The sequence below is a fragment of the Mucilaginibacter sabulilitoris genome (genome assembly GCF_034262375.1).
In the GTDB taxonomy this organism is placed as follows: domain Bacteria; phylum Bacteroidota; class Bacteroidia; order Sphingobacteriales; family Sphingobacteriaceae; genus Mucilaginibacter; species Mucilaginibacter sabulilitoris.
Genome location: NZ_CP139558.1, coordinates 4367079 through 4385665 on the forward strand (window position 1 = coordinate 4367079; position 18587 = coordinate 4385665).

General features: G+C 39.8%; 9 protein-coding genes. 1 reads left to right on the plus strand and 8 read right to left on the minus strand.

All coding sequences use genetic code 11. From position 1 onward, the window contains the following. Positions 1-36: 36 nt before the first annotated feature. From SNE25_RS18845 to SNE25_RS18880, 8 genes are all read right to left on the minus strand, one after another. Positions 37-2451: a GAF domain-containing protein gene (locus SNE25_RS18845; RefSeq protein ID WP_321566272.1), complete on the minus strand. Its 2415-nt coding sequence runs from the start codon at positions 2449-2451 to the stop codon at positions 37-39. Then, a complete protein-coding gene (locus SNE25_RS18850) occupies positions 2415-6020 on the minus strand; it encodes a BamA/TamA family outer membrane protein (protein ID WP_321560546.1) in 3606 nt (1201 codons plus the stop codon). The genes SNE25_RS18845 and SNE25_RS18850 overlap by 37 nt, the downstream gene beginning before the upstream one ends. Then, the gene (locus SNE25_RS18855) at positions 6013-6645 is read right to left on the minus strand and encodes a phosphatase PAP2 family protein (RefSeq protein WP_321560547.1); all 633 of its coding nucleotides are present in this window, start codon (positions 6643-6645) and stop codon (positions 6013-6015) included. The genes SNE25_RS18850 and SNE25_RS18855 overlap by 8 nt, the downstream gene beginning before the upstream one ends. 1 nt (position 6646) lies before the next feature. Further along, positions 6647-7537 carry an SdiA-regulated domain-containing protein gene (locus SNE25_RS18860; RefSeq protein ID WP_321560548.1) on the minus strand — a complete coding sequence of 297 codons (891 nt, stop codon included), beginning with the start codon at positions 7535-7537 and terminating at the stop codon, positions 6647-6649. Beyond that, positions 7524-9569, minus strand: coding sequence for a polyphosphate kinase 1 (gene ppk1, locus SNE25_RS18865; RefSeq protein WP_321560549.1), 2046 nt, complete (start codon positions 9567-9569; stop codon positions 7524-7526). Before ppk1 ends, SNE25_RS18860 begins: the two co-directional genes overlap by 14 nt. 33 nt (positions 9570-9602) lie before the next feature. Beyond that, positions 9603-10850: a Pycsar system effector family protein gene (locus SNE25_RS18870; protein ID WP_321560550.1), complete on the minus strand. Its 1248-nt coding sequence runs from the start codon at positions 10848-10850 to the stop codon at positions 9603-9605. Positions 10851-11017: 167 nt separating this feature from the next. Further along, positions 11018-13597 carry a DUF3857 domain-containing protein gene (locus SNE25_RS18875; RefSeq protein WP_321560551.1) on the minus strand — a complete coding sequence of 860 codons (2580 nt, stop codon included), beginning with the start codon at positions 13595-13597 and terminating at the stop codon, positions 11018-11020. Between the two features lie 117 nt (positions 13598-13714). Beyond that, entirely contained in the window at positions 13715-16735 is a 3021-nt protein-coding gene (locus SNE25_RS18880; RefSeq protein ID WP_321560552.1) for a protein O-mannosyl-transferase family, read from the minus strand. Positions 16736-16953: 218 nt separating this feature from the next. On the opposite strand from SNE25_RS18880, the gene SNE25_RS18885 reads away from it, so the two are divergent. Next, positions 16954-18579: a gliding motility protein RemB gene (locus SNE25_RS18885; RefSeq protein WP_321560553.1), complete on the plus strand. Its 1626-nt coding sequence runs from the start codon at positions 16954-16956 to the stop codon at positions 18577-18579. The last annotated feature ends 8 nt before the right edge of the window (positions 18580-18587 follow it).

Genomic DNA, 18587 nt, shown 5'->3' on the forward strand with positions numbered 1-18587 from the left:
TGCAATAGTAGTATAACCGCATATTACAAAATAGTTTTATTTTTCTAAAGCTATTTCGTAATTAACACCAACCCTTAAGGCCTTTAAACCGGTAACACCCTGCAATTCTTCCAGTTCAAGAAACTCCAGATCGTCGGTAAGTATATTTTGCTCTTGCAGATATTTTATATATTCCTGATATTCTGCCGCTTCCGGCTGATTAAAATACACCATGGCTATTTTTCCGGGTTGTGTTAACCGTTCAACGGTTCCTGCAATTAAAACCTTATCGATACGTTTTTTTACAACTTCATACCTGATGTTGTAAGCGCCTTCCACATCAAAGCGCCTTTCATCGTTACGAAAGCTGATATCAATAGGGTTTGAATGTATAAATATGAGCTGCGTTGTTTGTAGCGGCCTTGAAAGCTGATCGGCTAATCCATAAGTTATCTTTGCAATTTCAGCCATCGACTTCAGTTGCCATAAACGTATGTTCTTTAAATATAGCACATCAAATACCTTGTCGGGGGCTATGGATTGCCCTATGTAAATATCATATTCCACCCCATCGGTACGGAATTTTTCAAAATAACAAGGAAACGACTCTTGTACATCTTCTTGTACTTGTTCAAGATAATGGTTGATAGATGTATTAACCAACTGCATTGAAGTTTCCAGGTTACGGCGGTTGGCGAATGACAAGCCGTTTTCCTCTTCCAGCGCATCAAAATACCGGTCAATGATCACCCGTTCGTCAGGATAATTTTGTCTGAAATGGTTTAAAAAAGGGTTCACCTCATCATGCAGGAAAGTATCGAGCATCAACTCATCATTAGTGGTAATAAACCCATTTACCTTTTCAAACCATTCTTCGCACTTGTATATTAACCTGTCTATAAGGGGTAAATGTATATGCCCCTTTAATACGGTTAAAGTTTCCATGATAATGGTAAGCAGGGCCTTTAAGTCTTCCTGCAAAGCGCTATTACGTTCGATGGTAGAGTTACGGATATCAACGGCTCCAAACAGTGGGTAAACATTATCGAAAACAATAGTTTCAATATCCTGGTTCTTTTTCTTTTTACTTCCTTTTTTCAGATAGTTCCAGGCTACCTCGTTAAATTTCCATTGCACTGACGGTTGCAGTGAGGTGAATTTATCCTTTATAACAGATTCTATTCGGGCGGCAAACTGGTCGATACTATTTTGCAGCAATTGTGCAATCAATGGAATAGCTGTCTGTAGCTTTGACAATAGTTTTTCGTAAAGCAATATTTCTTCATAAGAGTAAACCTCCATGATGCCGGCCATTTTTTTATTATAGTAAACCGGGAAAATACCATACGATTTGATGCCTGATTGCTTTAAGACATTGAGGAAAGGATGTTTTAAAACCTTTTCGTCTGTAAGTGACCTGAAAAATACGGGCCTCGGGTTTTGCTTATAATCTTCGGTTATGGCATAAAAAGTTTCCTCGGCCAGGCTAAACTCTTTTGCAGAGGATATAAGTACGCTTTGCGAACACTCATTGGTGTCAAATATCAGCTTATTGTTAACCGTTAAAAAAGGTAATAACCCAAATTCAATAGCCGGGTTTTCTGACAATATTTTCAGCGATTCGAGAACAAGACTATACTGCTCCTTTTCTTTATTTGAATGGTTAACCAGCTCATTCCTGATGCTTTCAAGTGCATGCGGCAGGGTTACATCGGTAAGGGTAATAACCGTAAAGCCCTCAAACTTAAAGTTAGAAAGCGGCAACATCTCTTCAAGTTTTTCAATGCCCTCATAATCATTGATATAAGGTTCTACGGTATCAAAGTTAATTTCGGGCAGTTCGCCATTTAACTTAATATTAACAAACTGGCTGTTAGTTTGGATATTATAATAACGTGACAGATTACTTTCCGGATCGGTATAGGCAAATAGCAACTCATTTTTTGTTACGGTCGAAAATCCATAAAAGCGTTCAAGTATCAGGTTATAAATAAACCTTTTTTGCCGCTGGCTAAATAATTCGCCCTTACCAATATTTACCGCGTGTAAACCTGAATGATGGTTGGTATGAAACTCATAAAAAGCATCGGTACTGAAAAATATTTTATCGGGAACGGGGGTGCTTAAAGCCCAGAAGAATTCCTTTTCATTTAAAATAGGCGGTGTAAGTATGCTGTAAATCAATTCCAGCATTTCGCGATAATTTTCTGCATTTTCGGGATGCATATCCAAATCTATGCAGGTATCACGCTCAAACTTATCTAACACATACTTATAAAATTCGCTTTTGAGCGTTTTTTCGGTCCGTACACGTTCATGTAAATGCTCCACGAACGGATTAAATGAAAGGCAGGTATCTACCAAACAATAAGTACATTCTCCTTTATTTATATCTAAAACTTCGGTATGCATGTCGTTATAAAATTTACCCTCTATTAAAACCTGAAAGCTGTTGAAAGATACGGGTACCATCCTTCTTCAGAGTGCCCTGCGACAATTTTTATAACCGCGAGCCTTGCCGGCGCTACATAAATGCCACCACCGGTTCCGTTATGCCATTTATCAGAATGTTCGCCTTTTTCCCAAACACGGCCAACATCGTAAAAGCCTAATATGCCTATTTGACCCGGAACTATGTAACTGGCAAAATCGGCCAGTTTTATACGCAGTTCAAGGTTATTGTATAAACTATACTGCCCGGCAAACCGGTATAACCTATAACCTAATAAATTATCCTGCCCGCCTAAAAATAAGGATTGATAAAAAGGTGTTTTACCAACTGTGATACCGCCACCCACTCTTTCGGCCAGTACAATGGTACCTTTGGTATTTAAACTTTTATACAATGCCGCTTGTGGAATAAGCTGTGTAAAAGTTGTTGAGTATGAATTTAAACCTGTATAACCCTGTAGTTTAACATTTACATAGCTGCCCCACGCCGGGAGAACTTTATTATTACGCTTATCGCTGGTAAAGTTTACAATAATACCGGCAAATAATTTTCGCTTGTCAAAGGTATAACTATCATCGGCATTTGTTAGTAATGGATTTGTAATTAAACGTCCTGCATTGTCCTTAACGTCAAGACTATAGTACTGGAATGATGGGCCAACGGTTAATACCGTCCCGGTTTTATTATTCCAGCTTAAAGCCGGATCAAATTGTATAGTGTTGAACCTGGTGCGATAAAAGGTTTTATAATCGCCCACTTTATTAAAGGCTGTTTCGTTACCGCGGCCAAAAAAGTTGAGGTTTCCGGGGAAGTTTACCTGCAGTTGCATTAGTAAATTTGCATTGCCAACTGCCTGTATCCACTCACCATCATATCTAAACTTAAAAGCCTTGGTAGAAAACGAATGACTTAAAAACACGGTTTGCACATCGTTATAAGGCAGCTTGCGAAATCCTTTCTGATGCGTGTATTTAAAACCTGCGCCAAGTAAAACACCTTCATCGGGGTTTATTTCAATGTTAGCCAGCGGCATGGTTGTACTTAGTAAATTAACCCTCAGGTACGAGGTATTAACACTGTCTGCCGATATATGCTTACGTACATTGGAAGTATCGCCTGTAAGACTTAGTTTTTTGCCCCTGTCATATAACTGAACCGTGTTTTTGGATTTAATGATGTTATAATCCTTATGCCCTGTACTATCGATAAACCTCAATTTAATAGGTGATGTGGCATTATTTAAAATTACTTTATCATCACCACCAGCTACGTACAGCCTGATCTCTTTGGTAATATCCGGACTGTAATTGGTATTCATTAAGGTATCCTTAATATTACCGTTCTTACTGATCTTGTTGATAGTAACATTTAGGCCATTGCCTGGTATATCTTTAATGTTTACCAACTCATCTTTATTAGAAGTATGTATGTCGACAATCTCATTAATAAACTTATAGTAATATGACATGGCAGCCGGTATATTGGCCCTGCGCTCCTTTAACTGCCTTAGCAATACATCGTGCCTTAATTTATATGATGATTGCGGTAATCGCCTTAAACCAGCTTCTAAAACCTCATCGGTTTCGGCAGCTACAAAGTCGTTTACGGTTTTCATATACTCATCATAGTTATACTGCATAGCCGGAAAACGTGCCATGAACATGGTTTTCCATAAAGAATATCTCACATCATATATTTCTCCGTTAAAACCCTGCAGGTTTGGTGCAAGCCAGGGCTGGGCCGCGATAGTTGGGAAAATACCCTGGTTGGTATAAATCACCTGGTCGCGGTCGCGGGGAACGGCGGTATAGGAGTCGCCTTTGTCGGTTTTATTATTTTTCCAACGCCATTGGTCGCTGTGCCTGTCCCAATCGCCAATTAACAGGTCGAGTAATCGGGCGCGCAAAAATTCTGGCCCATTTACAGCATTGTCATTATCCTTTATCAGGTCCTCGATCATTTTAGTGGTGTTGGCCGATTTCCCTAACGGTTCTCTTTCTTCCAGTAATACTACCTTGTTATTAAAAATCTTATTGTATTTACCCAGGTTTTCATCGGGCGAAACAACTCCAATTATTGGGTTAGCATGCGGAACATGTGCGGCATCGGCCAATGGTGGAACAATTAGGGCCGAAAACGGGTGCTGCGCACTCATTGCGTCGTTTACCCAGTCTTTAGCAAAAGTTTCCTGGAACTCGGGCGGCAAAATACGCTCCGGGCTTTTCTCAACGCTCCGCATTACCCATTCTTTGCCTGACTTATCGGCCAAACGCAGCGACTGTGTCTGGAAACCACCGCCCTCCTTAATTGGTGTTAAGCCGCCATGTATCTGCGATATTTTGATCACCGGTAATTTGGTATCGGCTGCCCATTCTTTGCGGTAGTTTTCGCCAAATAACAATCTGTGAAATCCGCTTTTATCATTATATGAAGGATGTACTTTAACTATAACACTATCGGCAGCTATCGGTTGATGAGCCACGTCGGCCTGGGTTTGTACAGGCGTATATGGCTGTGTATAGGTAAATGCTTGTTTTACGCCTGTTTCACTGTCAATATAGTAAGTAAAGCGCATGCTGTTATCGGTTAATATATCGGCTGTTACGTAACCTTGGGTAGCATCAGCAAATAATGAATGTTTACCTTTTATGGCATAAGTATGCTTTGCCCCTGCTCCGCTTACAACTTGTACTTGTTTGTCTTTTATAAACTGAAGCCCATGCTCGTGTCCCGCTACATGGATCATATTAGGAAAGCCTGCAAAAACACCATCTACCCTTTTGATCATGTCTTTGTAAAGCGGGTGTCCAAGATCTTCGGGGTTATCAAATGTTGACCTTAAAACAGGGTACAAAGAACCAATTACAGGCAAAGGAATGTACAAACTATGGTTTACGGCGGTTAAGGGGAATAAATGATCCTTAAATGAAAAATACCCGCCATGTGTCCCATAGCTCTGGAATGGATGATGCGAGGCCAGCAGAATTACTTTATTACGGTTTCTGTCCAATATATCCTGCATTTTTTCAATAATGTCATCTTTGGTTTTGCATTCGCACTCCACACCCGGATTGTCTTTGTTGAAAGGGAACAGCCACCACTCACTGTCAAATGCTATAACGGTGAGGTTATCGGTCAGGTTTATCTCTACAGGGTCGGCACAACCATTTTCGGGTACCATTTTAAGAAGGCTGTCCTGCTGGTCGTGAAGGTATTGCCACTGGCGTTTTATTTTTGCAAGGCCAAGAGGCCCCATTTTATCCCAGTCGTGATTGCCCGGGATAAAATATACCGGGGCGCCATTAGCCCGCATCGGCTGATATTGCGATTGCAATATTTTTTTGGTTTCCTCTTCTTCGGGACTGCCGGGTAAGCCCATACCACGCGGATATATGTTATCGCCAAGGTACATTACCGAAGTTTTATTTTTGATGATATTATTCGCAGCATGCTTTAACACCGCACTTTGTTGCGTGTCCATCTCACCGGCATCGCCAATGAGAATAACACGGTAACGTACTGAATCCTGGGCATGACCTGCGATGTAGCCAAGTAATAAAATGAGCAGCAGGGGTAATTTTTTAATCATAGGTTGGGGTATTCTTATTCTGATAGCGTTGTTGAAAGAGTTTTTTATTGAACCAGTGTCCGGCCCAGGCGGTACCCATGCCAACCACAGCTCCGGCCAGTACATCACTTGGATAATGCTTGCCAAGATACATCCGGGAATAACCGACAGATGAGGCCCATGCAAAGGCGGGTACGGTGACATACCACTTCTTGTACTGCAGAGAAAGTGTTGTAGCAGTTGCGAAAGCTAAACTGGTATGCCCGGACGGAAAAGACTGGTTATGTGTTTGCGTATTTACAAATATTTCGTTGGGATATTTATCGGCGGGACGTGTGCGGTTAACACCCAGTTTTATCATGTGTGTAACCAGTACGTTTGCACCCACAGAGATAAATGTTTCTGTAGCGTTACGCTTCGCAATGTCGTCATTACTCGCCAAACCATATATTAATGTACCAAATGAAGCGGCACCGATAGCATAATAGGCAGAATTACTTGTATTACGCCAGTAAAGCGAAGTTGGGTGCCTCGGATTAATGCTTTTTAAGATATCGACATCAAGGTTTTGGGCAGTAGTACACTTATAACCGGTAAATGCAAAAATAATAAAGCATGCTAAAAAAAACTGTTTGCCTTTTACCATATTACTTTATGTAGTTGAATTTTAACACATTACTGGCGCTAACCAGATCGCCCTCGTTTGAAATATACAGGTTATTCTGATTATCAAAAGCAATGCCCTCAGGTTGCATGAACTGAGCAGGATTTAACGCAAATACGCTTTTTACCTTCCAGTTGGCATCAGCAAGCACAAGGGTTTTATTAACCGACGAAAGGATATACCATTCGTTAGTAGCCGAGTTTTTTGCTAAGGCAGAAGGCTTGAAAGCGCCTTTCTTTTTACCGCCTAATTGTTCAACGGCTTTTACATCTATACGGAAACCTCCGGCCGGTTTAACCGAACCATCAGCTTGCAGCTGCAAAATATAACCGCTGCTTATTTTATTTTTATCAGCGCTGCAGTGCTTGCATAATATGTAAAGCCTGTTGGTTTTTTCATCAGCATACATACCTTCATACTCGCCTGCGGGTAAAATATCCTTTAGTTTTTTTACCCCGCCAATTTCTTTATTTCTAACCTGGCTAAAAGGAAAGCTGAATAAAACGCCATCGCTGCGCAATATGATGGTGTAATTGTTGCAAATAGCGATATCTTCATAATCGCCCGATTTGGCAAACCGGCTTTCACTAATCTTTTTATCGCCCAATTTAAAGTAATATACTTTTCCGTCTTCATCCTCTTCTGCATATAACGAATCACTGCGACCGTGGCGAAAAGCAATACCTGATATTTCGGTTAAATTGATATGCATGTTGTACTTTACAGGTTTACTTAAGTCATACCCTTTGGGGTTACTGCTAACCTCGGTTGTGTCTTTGCAGGAAATGCCTAAAAGTACGCCGGCTGTACCAAGCAGCACAGTTATTAATGTAATCACTTTATGCATAGCTTTATCAATTTTAAACCTTTTCATATACTTTTTGCTGTACAAGCTCATAAATGGCCCGTTGAGATTGTATTAACGGTTCATTTCTTTCTATTGCTACATTTTGCAGCTCACTATTTAACATTACTGCCTGCACATTATCTTTTAACTGCAGATCAATGATAGACATAATTTCGTTTCTGATCTGCGGGTCATAAACCGGGAAGCAAACTTCAATGCGCCTATAAATATTCCGGTTCATCCAATCGGCCGAGCCCATAAAAACCTCAGGAGTATTATTATTATTAAAAATGAAGATCCGGCCATGTTCCAGATACCGGTCAACAATACGGCGTACAGTAATATTTTCACTCATACCCTTCACACCCGGAATAATGCAACATATACTGCGTACAATCAGTGATATTTTTACCCCCGCCTGTGATGCCTCATACAGTTTGGCTATCAATATCCGCTCTTCAAGGTTATTCATTTTAATAGTTATACCCGAAGGCAACCCTTGTTTAGTATTAGCAATTTCTCTGTCAATCAAATCCAGAAAGCGTTGCTGTAAGTTAAATTGTGCAACCAATAAATGTTTAAATTCAATAGGATAGTTCTCTGAGGTTTTTGCTTTCTTACCCAGGAAAATAAACAACAACTCTATTTCGCGCAGCATTGGCGGATTGGTTGTCATTAATATATGATCGGTATAAAAAGCTGCGGTGCTTTCATTAAAATTACCGGTGGCCAGCAATCCTGCATATTTTACACGGCCGTTAATAAGCCGTTTCACCAATGCTACCTTAGCGTGCACTTTAAGGGCCTTGTCGCTGTAAATGATCTCCACTCCTGCCGCTTTCATCCTTTTGGCCCACTTAATGTTATTGGCCTCATCAAACCTTGCTTTTAGTTCAACCATTACCCTTACTTTTTTACCACTTAAAGCAGCGCTGATCAAGGCGTTTACAATACGTGAGTCGCTGGCTACCCTGTACAGGGTTACGGATATTTCCTGAACATCGGCATCAATAGCAGCTTCATTAAAAAAGCGCAATATGTTATTATATGATTGGTAAGGGGCATGAACAATGTAGTCCTGATCGGCTATAAAATCAAACAGCGATCCTGTTTCAGTTAACTTGTTATCAGTAACTGCCTGCCACTTGTTATACCGTGTACCTGGCAGATTTACAGGTAAACCCATCAAGTCTTTCAGATTATGATACATGCCTCCTTCAACAACACTTGATCCCTGTAAGCCTAATTTTTCTGAGATCATGTGCAGGGTACGCAAAGGTACGTTCGGCTGGTGCAGAAACCTCGTGGCCATCCCCATATCACGTTTTAACAATTGCTTTTCAATTTGCTCTGATAAATCTCCGTGATATTCATCTTTCAGGTCCAGTTCGGCATCGCGTGTTATTTTAAAACTGTAACATCCACTTACCGTCTCGTTTTTAAACAGTTTATCGAGATTGTGCCTGATAATATCATCCAGAAATATGATGTATTGCTGATCGTCGGACGCAACGTTAAAAAAACGAGGTAACTGATTTGAAGGAATATTAAGCAGCACCGTCCTTTCCTTTGTTTTTTCTGAGCCTAGATTTACTAAAAAATAAAGTCTGTTGTTTTCCGGAAAGAATTTTTTATCGGTTTCGGACAGATCAACAGGCTGCAAGAAGGCCATTACCTGGCTAAAAAAATAATCGGTAACCTTATCCTGTATTACGGCAGGAATTGGTTCATTAAACAGCAGATTGGCGTGCTTATCTTTTAACAGTGGAATGAGTTCACGGGTAAATATTTGACCAAATTTTTCTTGCTGTGCCTCAATAAGCTGCTGTGCTTCTTCTAAAACGTCTTCCTTATCATGTGGGGCATGTTTTGACAGCTTGTGTAATGCCAGTATAACCGGCATCCTTACCCTGTAAAATTCATCAAGGTTAGAAGAAAATATCGACAGAAAATTCACTCGTTCCATTACAGGTAAATCCTGTTTTGCAGCCTCCAGTAAAATACGCTCATTAAATAGCAGCCAGCTCAGGTCCCTGTCGAAAAATGAGTAATGATCCATAGCAGAAATTTTTTGTAATTACGGCGTTGATGCCTATATCAATGATGAAATAATGAACGCCAGTACCGAGAGAATAAGCCCGAACATAAATATGTTGTATGATACCCGTAGCAACCGATATTTTTTTCCTAAAACCACGCCCTGCGAATAGTTATCACGGATAAGGCTGCCGTATAAAAAATCTTTATCATCCATCATCTTCAGCATGCCTTCACTATAATCAGTAAATGACATGCGGTAAAAATTACCAAAGAAAAGCAGATTTACAGTTTTCTTTTCAATATCAGCAGGTGTAAAAAGGCCCGGTGGAATGGAGGGGCGGGTTGCCAGTATTGAAAATATCATGGTGAGCAAACTTACTGTAAGCAACATAAATGTAGGGATCAACAAGTTTGAATGCTCATCGAGCTTACGCAAAACCAAGCTAATTATGGCCGATAGGATGATGGAGTTCACCGTGATCATAATATGGGCCTTATTGTCGGCCATATCGCTCAGGCGCTGATGATTGGTTGAACTGATACGGAACATCGTTTCAATCCCTCTTTCGGGTTTATCAGCTTTGTGCTTTTTATCATGTTTATCATGATCATCATGAGTTTCGTGGATCTCATGATCTGTCTTAATTACTGTTCCGCCAGCTAAATCAACCGCTGTAACTTCATTGGGTTCAGGCTTTTCGTTCACCTCAGTCTGTTTATCTTTTAACCTGGCAAGATTCTTTTCCTGCTGATCATTAAGTAAAAGGCGGCAATAATCAGTAAAGTACTGGTGCGATTGTAAAAGCTCTATATTGGTTACCCGCCATGCATCCTTATCAAACTCTTTATGACCTATAGCCTCCATCTCTTTTCGCATCAGCTTACTCTTATCGCGAAAGTCATCAGTCCCGAGATGAAACAGATCGGCATCGCATAGAATTTGCTCCAGGAGGTTAGTTGGCTTTTGGGGCATACGGGTGGCCATGATACAGGCATTAACCTTATCAATTACCGCGGTGTCAACCTGTAATTGTTTTAAAAGATGGGTTGCTATATCGGCACTTTTTACTTCATGGTTATGCTTATCGGTAAAATAACCCGTATCATGAAACCAGGCTGCTGAAATAACAATAAAAAAGTCTTCATCAGACAGTTGATAATGATTAGCTATTTGTGTGGCAGAGGCAACCACGTCCTTAGTATGCTTAAGATTATGATATATTAGCTCAGGATCATGATGCACATCAAAATATGATATTACATAATGTTTTACCTCTTCTAACAATTGTTGAAATTTCATGATAGCTTTTTACGGTTAAAGTAATCAAATTTATTCTAAAAAATTTTAATTACAGCCTGATAAAGGTCAAATCTCCTGATTATTATTTAATGATCTCCTGTTATTACAGCCGGTAACAAACCATAGGGATGACTTAACTGAATAGATAAAGTACAGGAAGACAAAGTTTATAAAGTTTTGGTTTCTTCTACCGGTGTTTCCGGCCCTTCATAACTATAGTTATAATGCGGATACGGAACTATGAATGTATCCTCTACCCTTATGGACTTTTTGAAATAGGTTATCCAGATAAACGCCATTATTATAGAGTAAATAAGCGCGTAAGGGTGCGGTTCTACAAATTTATTATGTTTTAATACCAGTGTACAAATAAAGTCAATTCCAAAAAACGCTGCTGTAAACAAAAAGTAATTGATGATCAGTTGCGGTAATATGTCACGTTTATTTATGAGTAATATCAAGCAATAAACTGAGTAACACATCAATATGATAAAACAGACAACCTCCATTGTTATAAATAGCTTATAACCCAGGACCTGCTTACCCGAAGCAACCAAATTCCAGGTTGTAAGGCTAAAATAATCACTGCTGATAAGTACAAGCGCAGAGAATAACCCGGTTAAGCCCAGTATAACAGCAACCAGTATAAGCCATCCGCCAACTGGCCAGAATGTTGAACCGTAGCTAAAAACAATGGCCGGTGTTTCACGCTGATAGATCTTGATACCTATAATAATTAAACCTATGGTTAATGAACCTGCAAGGAGTACCATGAAACTATTGGTATTTGATGGCTCCGGCTCCGTTCCAGGGGTGTATGAAAAGCTATAGCTTAACCCATCTGAATTGAGCTGCTTTATATCTTCTTTAAATTCGGCAAGTTTTTCAACTGGAACGTGATCTTGTAAATAAGCAAGTTTATAATTAAGTAGCAGCGTATCGCCATTGGCGGTATAACGCGACGAAAAATGATAATAATCCCGGTTAATAGAATTATTCTTTTCAGGTACATCCCAACCTCCCGGCAATATTACCCGTTGAGTATAATCCATATCATACGGATAGTTAACAGATACCGGTGTTTTTGTTTGCCCGGTGAAAGACGGTAACTGGTCTGCTACATAGTTGGCATAAAGATCGGCTGTGTACTTATTTGAGGTAGAATCTTTTTTGAGGAAGTTACTGATCAAATAAGTTTCGGTTGTGGTTAATACATTATTTTGCAAATCATCATCTACAATTACGGAGTCCTTTGATTCAATCTTTGAATAAATTTTTGAGTAGTAATCCAGATAATTCTTTTCGGTTTCTGCCATACCTGCCGATGCCAACTTGTCGCGTATATCATCAGCATGGTTAAGGGTATAGGTTGATTTTACTGTGAACAGTACAGGCGATTTCATATCCTTAATTTGATAGGTATCGGTATAGGTTATTTTGCCTGTTTTTGATTTCGGAATAGTTGTAAGCTGGTTATTCCCTGCCTTTAATATCAATCCTTTGCCATAGTCGGGGAAATAGATATCGGTACCAGCACCACCCTGGTAGTCAATAGTGGCGTCTATCCAAACCTGCTTCCCGTTAACTGTAGCGATTACAACGGCGTGATTAAAGGCGTTGTATGTAGGGATATATTCGGCAATGTGCTCATCCTGATCAGCATTGACCAAAACTATATTCGCCTCGATATCATTTGCTTTAAGCATAGATACCAGGAGCAAAGATTTATCCTTGCAATCGCCATAGCGTTGTTTAAATACCTTTTCGGGGTTATTGGCCCGGTGTGAGTATTGGCCTATTTCAATACCCATATATCTTACCTCGTCCTGAACAGTTTTCACCGCGGCCCTGAAATATTTTACTTTATCTCCCTTAGCCTCTACTTTGAGCTGTTTTATCCGGTCGGCCAGCTCACCTTTAATATTTGTGGCTGTAGGATTAATACTTAACGCCCAGTTAACTATTCCGGCCCAGTCATTGTATTCGCTTATTTGCGCATAGCCCAGCGCGTTGTACCATGAGGGCTGGTTATCATCATCATGACCTGCCGGAATCTGAAAGTCCTCATACTCATATCGCTTTAAACCTGCAGCTTCGGATATGATGGCTTTTGGAACTTTGTTAAAGTATTTAAAATTCAATTTCCGCTGTGCCGAAACAATAATAGCCGTGTATTGGTGAGCGATGGGCTGGTACCATTGAAAATAAACCCCATCACAATATTTACCATTGAATATGGGGTTTCTGCCGGTAATGGTATAAGAATATTCTATCCGGTCGCCTTTTCTGATATCATCAAGGATACATAATGCCGAAAAACTACCTTGATATACAAAGTTGGAAAGATCCTTTTCGTCGGCCAGCACCTTAAAAGATGAGGTTTTGAGCCGGTTTATGGGTTTGTTGTCGCGCCAGATAGTAATATCATGGAAATCAAGCCGCTCAAACGCCGGGTCAAAACTTACTGATATCTGCGAGGCGTTCTGTATACCTGCTTCAGAAACTATTTCTTTTATAAAGTGATGGTAATCTGCTTGTTTTTCTACATGTATCTGTTCTTCAATAAGGGCATAAAAAAAGCCTTTTTCGATACTGCGTGCAGATGGCCTTTGGTTATATGCTTTGTATGTACCAAGCCACGTTGGTTTGGTCGAAATATGAACTGCAGGTGTGCCGGAATTAACAGCCGCGCTGCTAACAAGTAAGCATAAAAAGTAAATTAATAAGGTCAGGTATATTTTCCGCATACAGGGAATGAAAATAAATAAAGAACACGGATTTTCTTTTATTTATTTTAATATTCCTTTAAATGACAAAACCACCTCGTTTTTAGTGAAGTGGCTTTATCTGTTATGTTTAAACAATTATTGCTGACCTAATACAGGGGCAAACTTTTTCATGTAATCTTTTAGTTGTGCCTCCACCTTGTTACTAATATCGGTTTGTTTGCTTCCTTTGGTAAAATCAACTATGCCATTAAGCAACTGCATGCTAATTTGTACATCGCGCATGTTTACATTGTTAGCGTTATCGGTAAGCAAGTGATAATTATAATCAAGCTGATCAGTAACATAGTTATCAATATTGGTTACCAGTCTCTTACCCAATACTACATCATTAAGCTGGAATGCAAGCTGAGCCAGGAATAATTTACGACCTGCAACATCAATATAAGGGGTAATATCCGGCATCTCCTGGTCGTATTTATGCAGCACCTTTAATGCCAGATCATTATGACCTTCATCAATAAGATTTTGCGCCAGATCTATAAACGTAGAGGTCATTACAGGATAAAACATAGATGTTGACTCATGGTCAAGATAACGGGCATTTTTAAAATTGCCAAACTTGAACTTGTTCATGATGTTGTTATACATCACCATTGTGTTTGTTTTACTTAGCTGATCACGTCTGGAAGTATCCTTTTCAAACGGAATTAAGTGGTATGTAAAACCTTCTTTATACAGGTAAGGCTGTAAACCAATCAGGTTTTCGTTGCCTATGGTTGTAGTAAAGCAAATTGGCCTTTTCCAATGGTTGTGAGCTAAAATATCCAGCATAGCCAGGTTATCTTTAGTAACATAGTTTGATGTATATTTCCACTCCATTGTTTTAGTGATCTTGCTTTTCTGATCGGGAGTTACCACCCCGTTCTTTACAACTTCATCAGGATCAATGGTGATTTTGAAATCTTTAGTAGGCAAATAATTGCCCCAATCACCACTTTGATATTGCACCTGTGCTGCACGGTCATCTGACGAGATGAAATCAAAAATTTCCTTTACTTCAACGGGCGCGCCCAATTTACGGTCGTTAAAATAGATCACATCCCTTACGCCTTCTTTGTATTTATCATAAGGCATGGTAATAGGCAATGGTTCCGACTGGTTCATTTTGCCCTGCATCTGGCGTATATACCAATCACCGGTAAACAAACTCAGGTTAACAATACGTACATCGGGCCTTATGCCTTCTACTTCCTGGTCATACCATAAAGAATAGGTGTCATTATCGCCATAAGTAAACAAAATAGCATTAGGCGGGCATGAGATCAGGTAATTGTAAGCCATGTCATGTGCCGTCCATTTGGTTGAACGGTCATGCGCTTTCCACTCTTTGCTGGCAAGTACAACCGGGGCCAGCAATAAGCAAATTGCAGTGGCGCCAATGGCAGCGAACTTAGGATTTAGAAACTTGCGCGCAAACTCGGCAATGGCAATAACGCCCATACCAATCCATATAGCAAAAGCATAAAATGATCCTACATAGGAGTAATCGCGTTCCCTCGGCTGTACAGAGGGTTGGTTCACATACAGTACAATAGCAAGCCCGGTAAAAAAGAACAATAACAGAACTATAAGAGCATCCTTGTTTTTACGGTTGAAGTGATAAAAAGCGCCTATCAGCCCAATAATTAAAGGCAATGCATACAAAGGCGTGTAAGTTGTGCCATTAACCACCGATTTGGGCAGATGCTTGGCGCCGTCGAATATTCCGGTTGTCCAGTTTCCGTCAATACCTTCGGTGTTGGTTTGTCCATCGGCATCGTTATAACGGCCAACAAAGTTCCACATAAAATAGCGCCAGTACATCTGATACATCTGCCAGCTAAACATCCATTTAAGGTTATCTGTAAAAGTTGGCGCCTGACCATCGGGAATACGCAGCCAATCTCTATAAAACTGTACATCCTGCGGTTCGGTACTGTACATACGCGGTAAAGGGGTGGTATGATCATATACCGATTCTATTTTACGGCCGGCATTTTCATATTGTGTTTTACCTTTGCGATAAATGATACTTCCCTCCTTCTGATCGGTAAGTTTTGCATCAAAATACGGCCCATTTAATAATGGAGTTTCACCATATTGAATACGGTTTAAATAACCGTACAACGTAAACGCGTTATCGGGATGTGAGTTATTCAGATCGGGATTTGCGCTGGCTCTGATTGGTATATATGCAAAAGAACCATAACCAAAATATATAAAGGCAACGCACAACAATGCGAGGTTAAGCACGGGTTTCTTTTTACGAATGCTGTATAATATTCCGAATACCAGCGCAACTACAATAAGTAATATAAAGAAAAAGGCACCGCTGCCAAAGCCCATACCCAAGGAGTTTACAAAAAACAGGTCGAAATATGCCGCGAACTTTATGGTATATCCCCTTATGCCATATTGTACCAGGCCAAGTATAACAATACCTGCTAAAAACGCCAGGATGCCATTTCCAACAGTAATATTTTTACTCCTGCGGAAGAAATAAACCATGGCAATTGCCGGAATGGTTAATAAATTAAGCAGGTGTATGCCAATAGATAAACCAATAACGTATGCAATAAAAACCAGCCATTTATCGGCGCCTTTTTCATCAGCATGGGCATCCCATTTTAATATGGCCCAAAATACAATGGCTGTACATAATGAAGATAAGGCAAATACAATGGTTTCAACTGCCGAAAACCAGAAAGTATCGGTATAAGTAAAAGCAAGCGCACCTACTAAACCGGCACCCATAATCAAGATCAGGTTTGATTGTTCAACCTGGTCATCACGCTTGTTCAGCAGCATTTTTTTTGCCAGTGCGGTTATAGTCCAAAACAGGAACATGATGGTAGCCCCGCTTGCAACTGCCGAGCCTAAATTAGTAAAATACGGTACTTTGGTATTATCCCCAAATGAGAGCAGCGAGAACAATTTTCCCAGCATAGCAAATACAGGGTATCCGGGCTGGTGAGCTACCTGCAAACGGTAGGCACATGAAATAAATTCGCCACAATCCCAAAAACTTACGGATGGCTCTAACGTTAAAATGTAGGTAACAGAAGCTATAACAAAGCAAAGCCAGCCTAAAAGATTATTGATTTTTTTGTACTGCATTTAATATAGTATGGTTTTATCGCGCGGGCAAATATCAGGATTTTTATAGCTTAATAAAAAAAATACCCTGCTATCAATCAAATTTAACATTAATTAACTTTTACAATAGTTAATATGTTACAGCCAGGCAAAAGATTAATAATGCACAAGGTTAAATAATAACAATCATAGTGTAACGAAATTTTTATCTTACCATAAATAATACTTATTTTGCTCCGATGCAAAAACTTTACTTTTTTCGCTTTACTAAATTATTCTTATTAGTTGTAACCATCTCGCTTTCAGCGCAGTTGAGTAAAGCACAATCTGTTTATTTACCTAACTCCTACCAGCTTTATCAAAAATTTAATTCAGATATATATAGTAAAAAAAGCTCATTTCATACTTCTTTGCGTCCATTTTTGATCGACAGTGTAATTAATCATACTTATGATTCGGTTATGAACGTTGGCGTTGACACCGCCCGCAAAAGCTGGGTGAGCCGTAAGTTATTTAACGAACACCTGTTTGATGTAAAAACTAAAGACTATACCTTTTATGGTGACTTTCTGGCCGACCTGCAACTTGGGCGTGATTTTAAAGGCCAACGAACAACATATTTAAATGCACGCGGCTTTCAGTTCGGCGGAACCATAGGTGCTAAATTTTCATTTTACACCAGTGGTTTTGAAGATCAGGGTAAATTTCCAACTTATTATAACAACTTAGTTAATACAAATGCTTTTATACCGGGACAGGCTTACGCCCGGCATTACAATGCGTTGGGTCAAAATACTCAAGATTGGTCATACGTTACGGCGCTTATCTCCTACACTCCTATTAAACAGCTAAATATTACTTTAGGTCAGGATAAGATGTTTATTGGCGATGGTTACCGCTCTTTGCTGTTATCAGATTATGCTGCCAATATGCCTTTATTAAAGCTTACCGCCAATCTGGGACCGATACAATATATGATGGCATGGACATATCTTGAAGATCTAAAGGAAAAAAGGTTTGATACCTTTGGCAGCTACCGCCGCAAATGGGCACTGTTTCATTACTTAGACTGGAATGTGAGTAACCGGGTATCATTCGGTTTCTTTAATGCAATGATAACTCCTGAAGCTGATGCACAGGGAAACAGGCGTGGCTTTGACATCAATTTTATTAACCCTATCCTGTTTTCAAGTTCTTTAGGCTCATCAGCATCACCTAAGGATAATGTGTTTATGGGCTTTACCGGTAAGTATAAAATATTTGATAAAACAGCCGTTTATGGTCAGTTATTGCTTGACAGATTTAAGTTCAATAATTTCTTTTCGGGCAATAACCTAGATAATACCAACGGTATACAACTGGGTATCCGGGGTGCCGACATATTCAAGGTTAACCGCCTTAATTACCTTTTTGAGTTTAATACCGTTAAGCCTTATACCTATTCAAGTACGCAACCGCTTGACAGCTACACATTTTTTGGCGATCCGCTGGCTCATCCGTTCGGGGCCAATTTCAGGGAGTTTTTGGGTATCATGAACTACTCTGCCGGCCGGTTTGATTTCCAGTGGCAGCTTGATTATGGCAAATATGGTCTTGACGCCAGCAAAACTGATAATAATGGTAAGATAATTACCAAAGCTTATCCAGCTACGCCTAACCCTACCCCTGTTATTGGCCAGGGTATAAGTACACAACTTTATTATACCGAAGGCACTGTATCATATCTCCTCAATCCCAAATACAACTTACGTTTTGAGATTAGCGGCTTATACCGACAGGAAAAAAATGCCGTGAGCAATAATAAAACTGCAATGATAACCTTTGGCCTTAGAACTGCGTTCAGGAACTTATATCACGATTTTTAAGGGATAAA